Source organism: Streptomyces amakusaensis, assembly GCF_039532665.1.
Lineage (GTDB): Bacteria > Actinomycetota > Actinomycetes > Streptomycetales > Streptomycetaceae > Streptomyces > Streptomyces amakusaensis.
This window is the reverse complement of sequence record NZ_BAAASB010000002.1, coordinates 43942-58917: the sequence shown is the minus strand read 5'-3', so window position 1 is coordinate 58917 and position 14976 is coordinate 43942. Positions and strand designations below refer to the sequence as shown.

The following is a 14976-nucleotide window of genomic DNA, read 5'->3' as shown; positions in this document are numbered from 1 at the left end:
GTGCTCGCCCTTCCGAAGGTTTTGCTCTCTTGTGGTTACTCGGAAACCATAGGAGAGTGATGGCTGACCTGGAAGAACGCACTTTTCGGTGACTGAGGAACCTCATGGTGACCAAGCGACTGCTCAAGGACCTGCCCGAGGACGCCGACCTGCGGCGCGCGGACTCGCTGGCGCGGGAGATCTTCTCGGACGTCGCCAACAAGTGGGCGCTTCTGATCATCGAGGCGCTCGGTGAGGGGACGCTGCGCTTCAGCGGGCTGCGGAACGAGGTCGAGGGCATCAGCCACAAGATGCTCACCCAGAATCTGCGCATGCTGGAGCGGAACGGCCTGGTCGACCGGAAGGTGTACCCCACCGTGCCGCCGAGGGTCGAGTACACCCTGACCGAGTCGGGCCAGGGGCTCCGGGCGACGGTCGACGCCCTGTGCGGCTGGACCCATCGGCACCTCGGCCACATCGAGGACGCGCGCCGCCGCTTCGACGCGTGACAGGTCCGGCCGCAACACCGGCCGCCGGAAACCCGGTTGCGGGGAGCGCGCCCCCTGCTTGATCGTTTCTCCCGGGCCGTTCCCTCCGGCGCGGCCCGGGAGAAACGACACCCGAGGAGCAAGACCTCTATGACACCCCCCGCCCCCGGCCTCGTACGCCCCGCGACCCAGGAGGACGTCCCCGCCGCCGTCCGTACCCTGGCGGGCGCGTTCGCGGACTACCCGTACACCCGGCACGTGGTGGCCGCCGACGGCCACGAGGAGCGGGTGCGACGGCTCCAGGAGCTGTTCCTGACCCGGATCGCGATGCCGTACGGCCGGGTGTGGGTCGGCGGGGAGGGCCGCGCGGTCGCCGTGTGGACCACCCCCGAGAAGGACCCGACCCCCGGGTTCGCCGAGGTCGGTCCGCTGATCGCCGAGCTGGCGGGCGACCGGGCGGCGGCCTACGAGGCGGCGGAGGCGGCGGTGGAGCCGCACCGTCCGCAGGAGCCGGTGTGGATGCTGGGGGCCGTCGCGGTGGACCCCGAGGCGCAGGGCCAGGGGCTCGGCGCGGCCGTGATCCGCCCCGGCCTCGCGGCGGCCGATCTGGCCGGGCAGGCGTGCTACCTGGAGACCGCGACCGGGCGCAATGTCCGGCTGTACGAGCGGCTGGGCTTCCGCACCACCGTGGAACTGCCGGGCGTCGACGGCGGCCCCCGCGTGTGGTGCATGCGCCGCGAGCCGGGTGCCGGAGCCTGACACCCTCGCTCCGGCCGAGAACCCGCCAGTGCCCCGCCCCGGAACCTCGGGCGCGGGGCACAGCCATGGTTACCAGAGGGGATTTTCCGCCAACTCGTCGCGATCGGGCTGAAGGCAACCGTCTGTACCGATATACGCTTGACAGCTTTTCTGGTCTACACCAAGATTCCGTCAGTGCTCTTCGAGTCAACTCCAGCTCCACAGGCGGGCCTTCGGCGATTTCAGGCGTCGGGGTGGGGGCGGCGGAGGCGCTGAGCAGCTTCATCGGGGGGATCGGGGGGATCGGTTCGGATGACTGCTTGAAAGAAACAGACTGGGGAATCTGCTGTGCTCTTTCATGTTCTCGGCCCGCTACATGTCACCGTCAAGGGGACTCCCGTCCCCGTCGGCGGTCGCCGCTCACAGATAATCCTGGCCATTCTGGCGCTGGAGGCCAATTGGGCTGTCCCACTCGACCGGTTGGTGGACGCGGTGTGGGGCGCCTCTCCCCCCGCGAGCGCCCGGACCCAGATACGCATCTGCGTCTCCGCCCTGAGACGCGCCTTCGCCGAAGCCGGCGCACCCGACCTGATCGAAACCCACCACTCCGGGTACCGCCTCCGGCTGCCGCCCGGCGCACTCGACTCCACCGTCTTTGAGGCCGAGGTCGCCCACGCCCGCACCCTCGCCTGCGAAGGCCTCACCGCCGAAGCCGTCGTCGAACTGCGTCACGCCCTCACCCGCTGGTCCGGCCCCGCCCTCGCCGGGCTCGACTGCCCGGCCGTCGAATCGGCCGCCCGCCGGCTCGAAGAGGGCCGACTCCGCGCCGTCGAAGAGCGCGTCCGCCTCGAACTCGACCTCGGCCGCCACGAGGACCTCGTCGGCGAACTCGCCGAACTCGTCCGCGAACACCCCTTCCGCGAACACCTCCACGCCCAGCTGATGCTCGCCCTCTACCGCTCCGGCCGAACCGCCGAAGCCCTCGCCGTCCACCGCAGGATCCGCTCCGACCTCGCCGAGGAACTCGGCGTCGACCCCGGAGCCGAGTTGCGCGGCCTCGAACAGACCATCCTCCTCGGCGTCGAGGCCCAGTCCGACCGCCGCCCGCCCCGGTGGACCGCCCAGCTCCCCCGAACCTCCCGTACCCCGTACCCGACAACCCACTGAGCACCGAGCGCCGAGGGCCCGCCCGGCCATCGCGGTCCGGGCGGGTTCACGCGGCAGGCGCGTGCCGGGCCGCCTCGGCCCCGTACGCCCGGTCCACCGGTTCGTCCGGGCTCCGCCCATCGCGCCGGGAGATGTCGTGCAGGTCGATACGGACGGTCATCATCTCGGTGGTCCCCATGACGCGTACGACGACGGCGTTGAGGGCGCGCAGAGGGTGGAAGCGGCCGAGTTGCCGCTGCCGCGCGTAGGGGTCGTCGCCGGGGAGCAGGTGGGCCGTGCCATTCCTCCAGACGAAGCGCAGGCCCTGGCGGAGCCTGACGCGGACCTGCGGATCCTTCTGGATATTGCGTACGTATCCGGCGCGCCGGCCGTGTTCGGCGATGATCCAGAAGGTGTCTCCCCGCCGCCCGTTTCCGACGGGGGTCGTACGACGCCGGCCGCTGACGCGTCCGCGGGTCTCCAGCAGGGCGTAGCCCAGCGGCATCAGCCCGAGGCGCAGCAGCAGCCGGACGGGCGGGTTGATCAGGTATCGCTGCACGGGAGCGACCAGGGCGCGTTTGAACCGCGCACTGGCCAGCGTCAGAGCGACATTGGCCGCGAGGACGGCGGTGAGGACGGCGGGCAGTGCGGCGCCCCGCGGTGCGGTGGGGTCGACGAGCCACCAGATCCATACCAGGCCGGCCGCGATCACGGTGCCGGTGAGCAGTCCGAATGCTCTCTGCGGATGGAATCGATAACGTCCCATACAGTCGTATTGTAGTCGGTATGAGCGAATTGCGTCAGATGGAACTGACCGACGCCCTGCTTCGCATCGCCGCCGATCGCGGGCTCGACCGGGTCAGCGTGCGGGAGGTCGCCTCCGCCGCCGGGGTGTCCATCGGAGCGGTTCAGTACTACTTCTCGACCAAGGACGAGATGCTCGCCTTCGCCTTCCGGCAGGTCGTGGACCGCACACGCGCCCGCGTCTCCGCCCTGGAGCCCGCCGCAGGGCCCCGCCAGACCCTGGCCGCCGCCCTGCGGCAGCTGCTGCCGCTGGATGCGCGACGCCTCGCGGAATGCCGCGTCTACCTCGCCTTCGCCACCCGCGCCACCACCTCGCCCACCCTGGCCGCCATCCAGAACGCGACCCTGGCCGCCATCCACGAAGAGCTGCGGCAGACACTCGCCTCCCTCCCCGCCCCGCCCTCCGGCCACCCCGTTCTCCACCCGGCCCGGGACGCCCGGCTGCTGCTCGCCCTGGTCGACGGCCTCATGTTCGACGCGGTCACCGCCCCCACCGCGCTGCCCCCGGCGACCGCGGCCAAGACCCTGGACCTCTACCTGGAGCGGCTCCTGCCGGGCAGTCCCTGACCGCATCCGCTTCCGGCCCGGCCGAACCAGGGCCGCCTATCATCGGCCCATGTCTTCAGACAGCCCCTTACCCGGGGCCCCGGTGACCGTCCTCGCCCGTGGCGGGACCACCGCGCGCTTCGACGGCGAACACCTCACCGTCGCGCGAGAGCGCTCGACGTGGACCGTGCCGGTCCGGGCCCTGGACTCCGCCGATCTCTCGGCAGACGGCACGATACGCCTGACGATCTCCGGCCCCGCCGACGCCGCGACCCACGGCCTGGGGCCGCTCATCACCCTGCGCGGCCCCAACCGGTCCGCCGTCGAAGCCTTCTTCGGCCGGCTCGGCCCCGCCGTCGCCCGGACTCCGTCCGCCCCCGACGGCCATGCGCTGATAGACCACCATGTCCGGCGGCAGGCGGCCCGCGCCCGGCCGGGCCCCGCCCGGCGCAAGGGGCTCACCGTCACGGGCCTGCTCCTGCTCCACCACCTCCTCCTCACCGTGATCGGTCTGCTCGCGCTGGGAGACCTCGGACCGGCCGTCCTCGCCGTGATCGCGCTGGGCACACCAGGACTCGGGGGCACTGTCATCCTCTGGCGGGCCGGACGGCGGTTCAGGTCGCTGTGGCTGCTGCGCAGACGGGGGATCGGCGTGGTCGGCAAGTGCACCGGCCATGTGTTCATGTCCAAGGACCCGCACCTGTGGGTGTTCTCCACCATGGACTTCACCACCGCCGACGGCCGGCGGATGACTCATGTCCCGTCCGTCGTGTCCATCCGGAGACTCTCGAACAACCCCCTCGGACAGGTGGAACTGAGCTACGACCCCGAGCACCCGAGCCGCGCGAGCCGCCCCCTCACGGCCGGTTTCATCGTCCGGACCCTGATCCTCGCCGTACCCGGCGCGTCGCTGCTCTCCGGGTACGCGTACCTGTTCGCCGTATTCCTGGAGTCCTGAACCCGCCCCGGCCCTCGCTCATACGTCCCGGTGTCGCACCACGCGCACCGCGACGGCCACAGTCGGGGGCGTCCCCGGTAGCCTCCGCGGTCGCTCCTCGCCGAGATCCTGACCTGGTGTGCGGGCATCGTCTAGGTCGTCCTGCTGTACGTCGTCCTGCTGTACGTCGTCGCGCTGAACACGGCCGCGAACTGACCGGTACGCGGCTGCTGCCGACCGACTTCCTGACGCTGACGATGATCACCGCCTGGACGGTCGGCCACTCGGTCCGCCGGCGTCACCAGCAGATGGCGGACCCGCCCGGAGTGCCGGACCGCAGTCGGGAACTGGCTGGTCAGAGCCCTCACCGCTGAGGGAGAATGACCCTCATGCCCGTAATGACCTTCCCTTCGCTCGTGTTCGAGCCAGACCGGCCCCAAGGCGGGGCGTCTGGGGAAGGACTCGAACGATGGCGCATTCACCGCATCGGCGATGGAAGGGCTGCTGCCTGCTGTGCGCGGGGCACAAGGTGCGGGGCACCGGGCGGTCGGAGAAGGATCCGGCGGCTGTGCGGAGGCGGCTGGGGAAGTCCCGGCGGCTGAGCAGGCGGGATCTGGGGGATCAGGGGGAACAGGGCTGAGGTGTGGCGCTCGGGCCGCGGTCGTGGTGACCGCGGCCCGAGGGTTTCTCAGGCGGAGTGACGCCACCAGAAGGAGCCGGGGTCGTAGTGGTGGGTGACGCCGAGGCGGTTCCAGAGGGGGGCCAGGAGGCGGCGGAGTTCGGCGTCGGCGTGGATGAAGGCGTTGGGGAGCTGGATGTCGAAGCGGTGGGGGGCGGCGGTCATGAGGGCGGCGAGGAGGTACTGCTCGGAGTAGTGACGCCAGCGCCAGGACTCGGGGTAGTCGGCGGGGAGCATGATGTCGTGGACGTGGACGAGGACGCCGGGCTTGAGGCGGGGCAGCAGCTCGAAGAAGAAGACCATGACGTCGGAGCCCATGTGGAGGCGGTGGGAGCCGTCGAGGAAGAGGATGTCGCCGGCTTCCAGCTCCTCGAAGACGCGGAGGTCCGCGTTCTGGAGGGGGACCCGCTCCAGGCGGTCGCAGAGGTGGTCGATGCCGGCGCGGGGCTGGGGGTCGATGGAGATGATCTCGGTGGGGAGGCCGAGGTCGTCGATGGCGCGGCGGGCGAACTTGGTCGAGTTGCCGGAGCCGATCTCCAGATAGCGGGCGGGGCGCTCGGCGGCGAGGAAACCGTAGAGGGAGAGGGCGTCCAGCGGGGAGAGCCAGGTGTTGCCCCAGTAGGCCGTGGACCCCTTCTCGACGCCGCGCAGCGGAATACGGGCGAGCAGATCGCCGTGTTCGAGGAAGCCGCGCAGCCGGTCGGCGTAGCGCTCGCGGTTGCGCTCCAGCAGCTCGCGGACCTCGGTGAGTTCGGCGCGCGGCTCGGGGGTCACCACATGGTCGAGGAAGACGGGCTTCGCGAGGCCGAAGGCCCACATGAGCAGGCCGAAGGGCAGGGGTTTCCGCTCCAGCCGGTTCATGGCGCGGCGCAGTACGGGGGCCTTCTCCAGCAGGGTGCGGGAGGGCTCCGGGGTGGTGGAGGGAGGCGTACGCATGGCGGTGGTCCTTTCGGCGCGGGTCAGTCGGCGAGGGAGATCCACAGGTCCTGCATGCGGTGCTCGGAGATGCCGTCGGTGGGGCGGAAGTCGTAGCGGTGTACGTGTACCGGTCCGGCGGTGAAGCTCCAGTCCAGCCGCCACAGGGGGTATGCCCGGTGGATCGCGGCGTTTCCCGCGAAATCGGCGCGGGCGGGGAACTTCCAGCTCAGGGGGGCGAAGTCGGTGTTGGCGCGGAGTGCGTCGGAGGCGCGGTCGCGGAGGGGGCGCAGCTCGCGCATGGAGTCGGAGGAGTTGAAGTCTCCGGTGATGAGCTGGGGGTGGGGGTTGGCGGCCATGTCGCGGTCCAGGCCCCGGAATTCGGCCTGTCGCCAGGCGTGCTTGCGGCGGAGGTAGGCGTCGAGGCCGAGGCCGGAGAAGGGGTTGAGGTCGAGGGCGAGCTGCACGGTGATGTGGACGTTGTAGACGCTGAGGGTCTTGTCGCCGACACGGAGGTCGGTACGGAGGATCTTGTCGCGGAGGAAGACCCGCTCGAAGGGGGCGTCGGGGCCCAGTTCGGCCCCGGGGCCGACCGGGGGGCGGGCGGTGATGGGGTGGCGGGAGAGGGTGAGGAGTTCGCCGCGCCGGGCGATGTGGTGGCCGGGGAACTCGGCGCGGAGGCGTGTGTCGTCGTCGAGGCGGGCGTAGCCCTTCTCGCCCCGGCCGGGGGTCCAGCGGACGTGTTCCTGGAGGAGGTAGACGTCGGCGTTCTGGCGGTGGAGGAGGGCGTAGAGCTTGTCGGTGCCGGCGCTCTGGCCCCAGTACTGCGTGTTGAGGGAGACGATGTGCAGCGCGCCGGGCGGAATGGGGTGTTCGGCGCGCCACAGGGCGGGCCAGTTGAGTCCGGAGCCGGTGGTGAGGGCGAGCAGGAGGGCGGTGGCGGACAGGAGCGCCGCCCGGGTGCGGCGGGGGCCGCAGGCGGCCGGGGCGCAGAGGAGGAGGAGTGCGGGGACGGCGGTGAGGAGGAGGGGCGGGGTGGCGTCGAGCGGGATGGACCAGTGCCATCGGCCGCTGAGGAGCCGGCGGGCGGTGGCGTACAGCAGCCAGAGGGCGGCGAGGGCGAGCAGGGTTCTCCCGTACCAGAGGCGGGCGGTGCGGGCGGCGCGGCGGCGGCGGGAAGGGAGCGGCCCCGTCATGCGGCGGGGGCCTCGGTGTAGAGGCGGCGGAAGCGGGGGCTGACGGCGTACTGCGCGAGCCCGGTGGCGAGTCCGGCGGTCACGGCGGCGTTGACGAGGAGATGGGCCAGGGTGAAGCGGAGGAGGAAGCCGGTGCCGCGTTCGCGGTGGACGAAGCGGTACTGGCCGAGATCGGCGAGTACGGAACCGGCCAGCGCCAGGGCGGTGACGAGGGCGGCCGACGGCTGCCGGGGGATCAGCGGCAGGGTGGCGAGGGCGACGGCGGCGAGCAGGGAGGCCACCGCCCGGCCGCCGGTCTCCATGCCGCGCATCGCCCGGCCCCGGTCGAGGTAGAAGGGGACGCGCAGCCTGCTGCGGACGAAGGCCTTGCGGAGCAGCGGGCGCAGTCGGCTCTCGTCGGAGAGCCGGCCCCGGACGCGGGAGGTGAGCAGCAGGGAGCAGCGGGCGGCGAGGCGTTCGGCGTGGTCGATCTCCTCGGTCTGGCGCAGTGCCGGGTTGAAGGGCCCGGCCTGTTCGAAGGCGGTTCTGCGGACCGCGCCGAGGGCGTAGAAGCCGCCGCTGACCAGGCCTTCGGCGCTTTTGCGCCAGTAGTGGTACTGGAGGATGCGGTACTGGCCGATGAAGCCCTCGGGGAAGAGGGGCTCCTTGTCGGGGATGCCGAACACGGCTCCGTAGGAGGGGTTCTCGGCGAAGAGGGCGACCGCTTCGGCGACCGCGTCCTCGTGCATGGTCAGATCGGCGTCGAGGAAGAAGACGATGTCGCCGGTGGTGTGGTGGACGCCGAGGTTGCGGGCGGCCCCGGGGCCGCCGTTGCGCTCGGCGCGGACGAGGGTGACGGGGTGGGCGGCAGCGAGTTCGGCGGAGCCGTCGGTGCTGGCGTCGTCCACGACGACGACTTCCAGCCGGGGGTGGCTCTGGGCCTGGATGGATCTCAGACAGAGGTCGACGGTCCGGCGGTCGTTGTAGAGGGGGACGACCACCGAGACGAGAGGGGTGGGCATACGGGTCCTCGGGGTTCTCTCCGGAAAGGAGGTCAGAGGAAGAGGTGGGCGGTGGTGAGCAGGCCCGCCCAGAGGGCGAAGGCGGCGGCCATGACCCGGTCGAGGAGAAGGGTGCGTACGGGATCGCCCCCGCCGCTGTGCACGGTCACGATCTGGAGGTACCGGAAGAGCGCGAAGAGGGCGCAGGGCGCGGTGAGCGGGGCGGCGACCGCCGTCAGGCCCGATTCGAGGCGCAGATGGAGCAGATAGCCGACCGTGGTGAGGGCGGCGCAGAGCACGAGGACGAGATCGAGGAAGTGGGCCGAGTACCCGGCGAGGGCCGGGCGGTGGCCGGTGCCGGAGACGCCCAGCTCATGGCGGCGTTTGCCGAGGATCAGCAGCAGGCAGAGGGTGAGGACGGTCAGCACCAGCCAGCCCGCGACCGGGCGGCCGGTGGCCGCGTAGCCGCCGAGGAGCCGCAGGACGAATCCGCCGGCGACGGTGAAGACGTCCAGCAGGGGCAGATGTTTGAGCCGCCAGCTGTAGGCGGCGTTCAGCGCGAGATAGCCGAGCACCGGCCAGGATCCGGCCGATCCGAGCGCGATCAGCGCCCAGGTCAGCAGGGCGGCGAGGAGCGCGCCCAGGGCGAGGGCGGTACGGGTCCGCAGCCGGCCGGAGGCGAGGGGGCGGTGGCGTTTGACGGGGTGGCGGCGGTCGCGCTCCACATCGGCGATGTCGTTGACGATGTACACCAGCGAGGAGGCGAGGACGAAGGCCGCCGTCGCGAGGGCGACGCGTACGGCCGTGTCCCACTGGGCGGTCGCGCCCAGCAGCGGGAGCGGGACGACGAGCAGGTTTTTCGGCCACTGGCCGGGGCGGACGAGGGCGAGCGGGGCGGGAAGCCTTCGGCGGGCTCCCGGCCCGGGGGACGCGGGCGGCGGTGTCGTGGGGCGGGCGCGGCTCACCAGGGTCATCGCGCGCCTCCTCAGAAGAAGATCTTCGCGGCGGACAGCAGGCCCTGGCTCCATGGGTCCCGGCTGGTGCGGCCGGTGGAGCCGCCGCCGGGGCGCTCGTGGCGGGCGGTGCGCCACCACTCGTACGTCCGCAGGATCGCGTCCTGGTTGGAGAGCCTGGGGGTGAAGCCGAGGCGGTCGGCGGCCTTGTCGATGCTGACGTACGAGTCGCCCGTCAGCTTGTGGAGGAGCCGCCCGTACACCGGGGACAGCCTGGCCCGCTGGAGCCCGGCGAGCACGGTGAGCGCGGGGCGGGCGGGGAGTCCTATGACGCGTTTGCCGTGGCCGGCCGCGTCCAGGACGGCCTGGAAGTCCTCGCGGAGGGTGCGGAATTCGGCGGCGGCGAGGTTGTAGGTGTCGTTGGCGACCGGGTCGGGGGCGGCGAGGACGGTGGTGACGGCGTCGGTGAGGTCGTCGATGCCGAACATCTGGATGCGGACGTCGCCCTTGCCGAGGACGGGGAAGTTGCGGCCCTCCTCGGCCCATTCGAAGAGCATGGAGAAGAGGCCCATGCGGCCCGGTCCCACGAAGGTCTTGGGCCGCAGGATCGGTACGCACATGCCCTCGGCGCGGTGGCGTTCGGCGATCTCCTCGGCGGCGGCCTTGGCGCGGCTGTAGGTGTCGACCGGTTCGCGGGGGTGCGCCTCCGGGGTGGGGACCCGTTGGGGGAGCCCGTACACGGCGGTGGAGGAGATGTGGACGACGCGCGGGGTGCGGGCTGCGCGGGCGGCGGCGAAGACGTTCTCCGTGCCGCCGACGATGATGGAACGTATCTGCTCGTCCGGGTAGCTGGGCAGCGCCGCCGCCGCGTGGACGAGCGCGGCCGAGCCGTGCAGGGCCCGGTCCATCAGGGCGCGGTCGCGGATGTCGCCGACGAGCTCCACCCCGGGGGCCGCGCGCAGATCGACGCCCCGGACGCGGTGGCCGTCGGCGGTCAGGCGTTCGGCGAGCCGTGAGCCGAGCATGCCGGCGGCGCCGGTGATCGTGATCACCACTGGGATCTCACCTTCTGCTTGATGAAGCGGGTCACCAGCCGGGTCAGCCCCGCGTCCAGCACCTCGCCGAGCGCTTCGACGGCGCGCTTGGCCTCGGTGGGCGGGGTGACCAGGGAGGGGCCGAGGACCAGCGGATTGAGGCCGTTGAGGGTGTAGTACGCGTAGATGTCGTGGTCCTCGTAGAGGGCGTTGATCACCGCGCAGGTCACCAGCTTGGTCTTGAAGCGCGGGTCGCGGGCGAGGCCGCCGGGGGCGAGTTTGGCGACCAGGTCGAGCAGCCGGGGGCCGCCGTCGACGAAGACGCCCCAGAGCGCGCCCGCGCCGGTGACCCGGCCGATGGCGTCGGGGTACTCCTTCGCCAGGGCGTTCAGGCCCGGTCCGAGGACCGCGCCGAGCGCGCGGGCGCGGGCCGGATAGTCGTCCTCGACGGCGATGTTGACCGCTTCCAGCGCGGTCGCGCACTCCTCGCCGAAGCCGTAGTAGGTGGTGGAGGTGGACTGGAGGAGCGCGTCGCCGAGATTGTCGTAGGCGCGGCGGAGCACGGGCTCGCGGGCGATGTAGGCGGAGACGGAGGACTTGCCGCCGCCGAAGGACTTGGAGGTGGTGAGGATGTCCGGGACGAGCCCCTCGTACCGCATGAAGTGGAAGAGCGAGCCGGTCTTGCCCCAGCCGCTGTAGATCTCGTCGAAGATCAGCACGATGTCGTGGCGGGTGCACAGCTCGCGCAGGCCGCGCAGGAACTCCTCGGAGCACTGCTGGACGGTGGAGGCGCTGAACGGCTCGATGAGGAGGGCGTAGACATCGCCGGGGTGGGCGGCGACCGCCGCGCGGACCGAGTCGAGGTCGCCGTAGCGGAAGGTGCCGATGCCGGGGATGGTGGGGAAGGGGAACCGGCTCTGGCCGGTCAGCCCGCCGGAGCCGAGCAGTTTGCCGTGGAAGGCGCAGTCGGCGCGGAGGACGGTGCCCCGGCGGCCGTTGTGGTACTTGTACGCGAGTTTCACCGCGCCCTCGACGGCCTCGGCCCCCGAGTTCGGCAGGAAGGACATGGTCAGATCGCCGGGGAGGACTTCGGCGAGATTGGCGGACAGGGCGGCGAGATAGGGCGAGAAGTAGGTCTTGTGGACCTCCATCCGCTTCTCGCGGGCGAAGCGCTCGCGGACGGCGAGGATGCGCGGGTGGTTGTGGCCGTGGTTGAGGACGCCGACCCCGCCGGTGAGATCGAGGACGCGGCGGCCGTCGGTGAGGGTGAGATAGGGGCCTTCGGCGTGGTCGACCAGCTCGCGGCCGAAGCCGAAGGAGGTCATCAGGGACACCTGGCTCTTGTTCACATGGCGTCGGTAGAGGTCGTGGACCTCGCCGATGTCCAGGCGCTGGGCGTCGTCAAGGGTGTACACGGGGGTCTCCCACGGGGGTCGGGTTCTTGAGGTCTCTGTGCCGTGCCCAGGTGAGGACCACGGCCGAGCCGCCGAGTTCGGCGGCCACGCACACGGCCCGGCTGGCGATCGCGGCCGTGGCGGCGGCCCCCGCCGGGAGCACCGCCGACAGGGCGGCGGTGATCGTCAGCTCCCGTACGCCCCAGCCGTCCGGCACGATCACGGCCAGGCTGCTGACCACCGCCGCCAGCGCGAACGCGCCGACCGCCGCGGTCAGTCCGGACCAGGGCGGGGCGTCCAGGGCGAGCACCAGGAACCACAGATGCAGGCCGGAGATCAGCCAGGACGCGAGGGCCAGCAGGATCGACCGGCGTACGGCGCTGTCCGGCGGCGGCTGGACCGACTGGCCGAAGAGCCGCAGCAGCGCGGTGACCGGGCGGGTCGCCAGCGCGGGGCGGACCGTGCAGGCGAGCAGGGCGAGCGCGGGGAGGCAGAGCCAGGGCCAGTGGCCGCCGCCGGGCAGGGCGGCGGGCGCGGCGAGCAGGGCGATGCCCGCGCCGGTCACGACGGTCAGGGCGAGGGCCAGCAGATAGGCGGAGGTCATCCGCGCGCCGGTGACGCCGGCCGCCCGCCCGTGGGTGACATGGGCGAGCAGTCCCCAGATCCGGCCGGGGACGTACTTGCCGAGCTGGCCCAGGAAGAAGATCCGGGCCGCTGTCAGGCCCCTGACCCGGTGCTCGCCGGGGACGAGCGCCCGCCAGGAGCGCACCGCGAGGAACAGCCCCGCGAGATACGCCGTGAGGGAGGCGGCCAGCAGCGGCAGCGCCTCGGCCCGGCCGAAGGCGCGGGCGGCGGCCGGGCCCTCGTCGCGCAGCAGCAGGACGAGGCCGGTGAGCGCGGCGAGGATCACGACGGGGGTGAGGAAGCGGCGTACGGCGCGGTCGACGGCCGGGGAGAACAGCCGGGCGGCGAGGCCTGTGCCGGGACCCGCGCCGGGGTCGGTGCTCATGCCGGGCTCCGGTCGCGGGTCGCCGCCGGGGCGGGCTCCGGGGCGGGCTCCGGGGCGGGCTTCGGGGCGAGGGCCGTGCGTACGGCGCCGGTGGCCGCGCCGGCCAGCAGGGCGCCGTGGACGAGGAGATGGAGCCCGGCGACGTACGGCGCGAAGGCCGGGCCCCGGTGCCGGGCCGCGAAGCGCAGCAGGCCGAGATTGGCCCCGCAGAAGGCGAGGGCGGCGAGGGCGGGAACGGCGGGGCGTACCGGGAGCAGGGGCAGGGTGGCGAGGGTGAGGGCGGCGGCGGCCACCGAGGCGGGGGTGTTGGCGGTGAGGTTGCGCCGGCCGCTCCGGCGGGCCGAGACGAGCGCCGGCACCAGCAGCAGCGCCCGGCGGTAGGTCTCGGCGAGCAGCGGGAGCAGCCGGTGCTCCTCGTCGTGGTGGGCGACGATGCGGTCGGTGAGCACGATCCGGTAGTGGGGGGCGAGCCGGTCGCTGAACTCCAGGTCCTCCGAGTCGCGGAGGCTCTCGTCGAAGCCGCCCACCCGTTCGAGGACCGCGCGCGGCAGGGCGGCCTGGGCCAGGAACGCGGTCTGCGTCTCGCCCACTCCGCGCGCCCGCCACCAGTGGGCGTGGAGCACCTTGTACCGCTCGACGGGGCCGTCGTCGTACAGCGGATCGGGGGCGATGACGCCGTGGACGCAGCCGCAGCGGGGGTCGGAGCCCAGGATGTCGACGGCGGCGGCGACCGAGCCGGGGGTGAGGGCCTCGTCCGAGTCGAGGAAGAAGACGATGTCGCCGGTGGCCGCGGCGACACCGGTGTTGCGGGCCGCCGACACGCCCCTGTTCCGTTCGTGGCGCAGCAGGGTGCAGGGGCGGGCGCGGGCGATCTCGGCCGTACGGTCGGTGCTGGCGTCGTCCACCACGATCACCTGGTGGATCCGGGAGGTCTGGGCGTAGACCGAGTCCAGGCAGGCGGCCAGGGTCCGGGCGGAGTTGTGGGCCGGTATGACAACCGATACGGAGAGCGTCATACGGACAGTTCAGTCGCGCGCCGTATCGGTTGCGTATTCCGTGGCTATCGTGCGGTTATCACGTGACTATTGATCAGCTATCGGACGATTATCAGTCGATTATCGGTCGGCTATCGGCACGATATCGATCACTGGGGTTCTTCAGCGGCCCGCGCCGTCCAGACGGCGGCGCTGGCCCTCGTCCAGCCGGAGGGCGAGCGAGCCCATGACCTCCTCCAGCTGGGTCACGGAGCTGACGCCGACGATGGGCAGGGCGGCCGGGTCGCCGTCCAGCAGCCAGGCGAGCACGGTCTGGTTCACGCTCGCGCCCAGTTCGTCCGCGACCTCGCTCAGGGCGGCGAGGCGGGGGCGGGTGCCGGGGTGGTCGTAGGCCGCCGGGAGTCCGACGTCCTTCCGGGTGTAGCCGCCGGAGAGCAGCGCGCTGTAGACCCAGAGCCGCAGATCGCCCTCGGCGCCGACGTAGTCGAGGAGTTCGGGGGTGACGTGCCGGTGGCCGGAGGAGGGCAGCGGCATGTCGAAGCGCGGCTGGAGATAGGAGTGGCGGTACTGGAGGTGGGTGTAGCGCGGCCGGTCCCCGGCGAGCGCGCGGGCCCGCTCCACGCTCCACACGGCGTGGTTGCTGACGCCCAGCTCCGCCGCCTTGCCCTCGTCGACCAGGGCGGCGAGCGCGCCGACGGTCTCGGCCAGGGGGACGCCCCGGTCCTCGACATGGGACCAGTAGACGTCGATCCGGTCGGTTCTCAGCCGGCGCAGGCTGTCCTCGGCGGCGGACCGGATCGCCTTCGCGGAGAGGCCCTCGGTGCCGCCGGGGCCGGGGCCGGTGCCCGAGGCGGCGGGCCGGCCGCCGGCCTTGGTGCTGATGACGAAGTCCTCGCGGACGCCACGCCGGGCCAGCCAGTTCCCTACTGTGATCTCACTCTCGTCACCTGTGCCTCCCTCGACCCAGTAGGCGTAGTTGTTCGCGGTGTCGAGCACCGTGCCGCCCAGCTCCGCGAAACGGTCGAGAATCGCGAAGGACAAAGGCTCGTCCACGGTTGTGCCGAAGGCCAGGGTGCCGAGGGCGATGGTGCGATCAGGTGTCGTCATGCGGCCACTCTGGCAGTTAGAGCTGACTCTCAGTCAATTGATGGCGCAGCTGAGCCCGTTGAGTTCGCGTGTTCTC

15 protein-coding genes are annotated in these 14976 nt (G+C 72.1%); 5 read left to right on the top strand and 10 right to left on the bottom strand.

The features are described from left to right. The first annotated feature begins 104 nt into the window (after positions 1-104). The 3 genes from ABD371_RS02815 to ABD371_RS02805 all read left to right on the top strand — a co-directional run bounded on the left by ABD371_RS02815 (position 105) and on the right by ABD371_RS02805 (position 2372). Entirely contained in the window at positions 105-488 is a 384-nt protein-coding gene (locus ABD371_RS02815; protein ID WP_190123229.1) for a winged helix-turn-helix transcriptional regulator, read from the top strand. Between the two features lie 129 nt (positions 489-617). After that, entirely contained in the window at positions 618-1226 is a 609-nt protein-coding gene (locus ABD371_RS02810; protein ID WP_344472291.1) for a GNAT family N-acetyltransferase, read from the top strand. Positions 1227-1553: 327 nt separating this feature from the next. Then, a complete protein-coding gene (locus ABD371_RS02805; RefSeq protein ID WP_344472289.1) occupies positions 1554-2372 on the top strand; it encodes an AfsR/SARP family transcriptional regulator in 819 nt (272 codons plus the stop codon). A gap of 46 nt (positions 2373-2418) precedes the next feature. On the opposite strand, the gene ABD371_RS35820 is transcribed toward ABD371_RS02805, so the two are convergent. Beyond that, positions 2419-3117 (bottom strand): nitroreductase/quinone reductase family protein, encoded by a 699-nt coding sequence (locus ABD371_RS35820; protein ID WP_381732935.1) that lies wholly within the window; start codon positions 3115-3117, stop codon positions 2419-2421. Positions 3118-3137: 20 nt separating this feature from the next. Here ABD371_RS35820 and ABD371_RS02795 point away from each other — a divergent pair, with 20 nt between their 5' ends. Beyond that, a complete protein-coding gene (locus ABD371_RS02795; protein WP_344472287.1) occupies positions 3138-3722 on the top strand; it encodes a TetR/AcrR family transcriptional regulator in 585 nt (194 codons plus the stop codon). A 49-nt stretch (positions 3723-3771) separates the two neighbouring features. Next, positions 3772-4659: a hypothetical protein gene (locus tag ABD371_RS02790; protein WP_344472285.1), complete on the top strand. Its 888-nt coding sequence runs from the start codon at positions 3772-3774 to the stop codon at positions 4657-4659. A 667-nt stretch (positions 4660-5326) separates the two neighbouring features. Here ABD371_RS02790 and ABD371_RS02785 read toward each other — a convergent pair. The 9 genes from ABD371_RS02785 to ABD371_RS02745 form a co-directional block, all read right to left on the bottom strand. Continuing rightward, on the bottom strand, positions 5327-6253 hold the full coding sequence (locus ABD371_RS02785) for a class I SAM-dependent methyltransferase (protein ID WP_344472283.1): 927 nt from the start codon (positions 6251-6253) through the stop codon (positions 5327-5329). 23 nt (positions 6254-6276) lie between these two features. Then, positions 6277-7428 (bottom strand): endonuclease/exonuclease/phosphatase family protein, encoded by a 1152-nt coding sequence (locus ABD371_RS02780; protein WP_344472281.1) that lies wholly within the window; start codon positions 7426-7428, stop codon positions 6277-6279. Beyond that, positions 7425-8429, bottom strand: a complete 1005-nt coding sequence (locus ABD371_RS02775) for a glycosyltransferase family 2 protein (RefSeq protein ID WP_344472279.1) — start codon at positions 8427-8429, stop codon at positions 7425-7427. The genes ABD371_RS02780 and ABD371_RS02775 overlap by 4 nt, the downstream gene beginning before the upstream one ends. Before the next feature lie 32 nt (positions 8430-8461). Further along, positions 8462-9382, bottom strand: a complete 921-nt coding sequence (locus ABD371_RS02770) for a UbiA prenyltransferase family protein (RefSeq protein ID WP_344472277.1) — start codon at positions 9380-9382, stop codon at positions 8462-8464. 11 nt (positions 9383-9393) lie between these two features. Beyond that, positions 9394-10416 (bottom strand): NAD-dependent epimerase/dehydratase family protein, encoded by a 1023-nt coding sequence (locus ABD371_RS02765; protein WP_381732939.1) that lies wholly within the window; start codon positions 10414-10416, stop codon positions 9394-9396. Continuing rightward, positions 10410-11810, bottom strand: coding sequence for an aspartate aminotransferase family protein (locus ABD371_RS02760; protein WP_344472275.1), 1401 nt, complete (start codon positions 11808-11810; stop codon positions 10410-10412). Before ABD371_RS02760 ends, ABD371_RS02765 begins: the two co-directional genes overlap by 7 nt. After that, complete coding sequence (locus ABD371_RS02755; protein WP_344472273.1) at positions 11797-12798, bottom strand: lysylphosphatidylglycerol synthase domain-containing protein; 1002 nt, start codon at positions 12796-12798, stop codon at positions 11797-11799. The genes ABD371_RS02760 and ABD371_RS02755 overlap by 14 nt, the downstream gene beginning before the upstream one ends. Further along, complete coding sequence (locus ABD371_RS02750; protein WP_344472271.1) at positions 12795-13814, bottom strand: glycosyltransferase family 2 protein; 1020 nt, start codon at positions 13812-13814, stop codon at positions 12795-12797. Before ABD371_RS02750 ends, ABD371_RS02755 begins: the two co-directional genes overlap by 4 nt. Before the next feature lie 141 nt (positions 13815-13955). Beyond that, entirely contained in the window at positions 13956-14900 is a 945-nt protein-coding gene (locus ABD371_RS02745) for an aldo/keto reductase (RefSeq protein WP_344472269.1), read from the bottom strand. Between the last annotated feature and the right edge of the window lie 76 nt (positions 14901-14976).

Excerpts from the sequence above, each read along its gene's own strand:
- ABD371_RS02755 (WP_344472273.1), bottom strand. The coding sequence starts at position 12,798 with ATGAGCACCGACCCCGGCGCGGGTCCCGGCACAGGCCTCGCCGCCCGG.
- ABD371_RS02790 (WP_344472285.1), top strand. The coding sequence starts at position 3,772 with ATGTCTTCAGACAGCCCCTTACCCGGGGCCCCGGTGACCGTCCTCGCC.
- ABD371_RS02785 (WP_344472283.1), bottom strand. The coding sequence starts at position 6,253 with ATGCGTACGCCTCCCTCCACCACCCCGGAGCCCTCCCGCACCCTGCTG.
- ABD371_RS35820 (WP_381732935.1), bottom strand. The coding sequence starts at position 3,117 with ATGGGACGTTATCGATTCCATCCGCAGAGAGCATTCGGACTGCTCACC.
- ABD371_RS02745 (WP_344472269.1), bottom strand. The coding sequence starts at position 14,900 with ATGACGACACCTGATCGCACCATCGCCCTCGGCACCCTGGCCTTCGGC.
- ABD371_RS02815 (WP_190123229.1), top strand. The coding sequence starts at position 105 with ATGGTGACCAAGCGACTGCTCAAGGACCTGCCCGAGGACGCCGACCTG.
- ABD371_RS02810 (WP_344472291.1), top strand. The coding sequence starts at position 618 with ATGACACCCCCCGCCCCCGGCCTCGTACGCCCCGCGACCCAGGAGGAC.
- ABD371_RS02750 (WP_344472271.1), bottom strand. The coding sequence starts at position 13,814 with ATGACGCTCTCCGTATCGGTTGTCATACCGGCCCACAACTCCGCCCGG.
- ABD371_RS02775 (WP_344472279.1), bottom strand. The coding sequence starts at position 8,429 with ATGCCCACCCCTCTCGTCTCGGTGGTCGTCCCCCTCTACAACGACCGC.
- ABD371_RS02780 (WP_344472281.1), bottom strand. The coding sequence starts at position 7,428 with ATGACGGGGCCGCTCCCTTCCCGCCGCCGCCGCGCCGCCCGCACCGCC.
- ABD371_RS02795 (WP_344472287.1), top strand. The coding sequence starts at position 3,138 with ATGAGCGAATTGCGTCAGATGGAACTGACCGACGCCCTGCTTCGCATC.
- ABD371_RS02770 (WP_344472277.1), bottom strand. The coding sequence starts at position 9,382 with ATGACCCTGGTGAGCCGCGCCCGCCCCACGACACCGCCGCCCGCGTCC.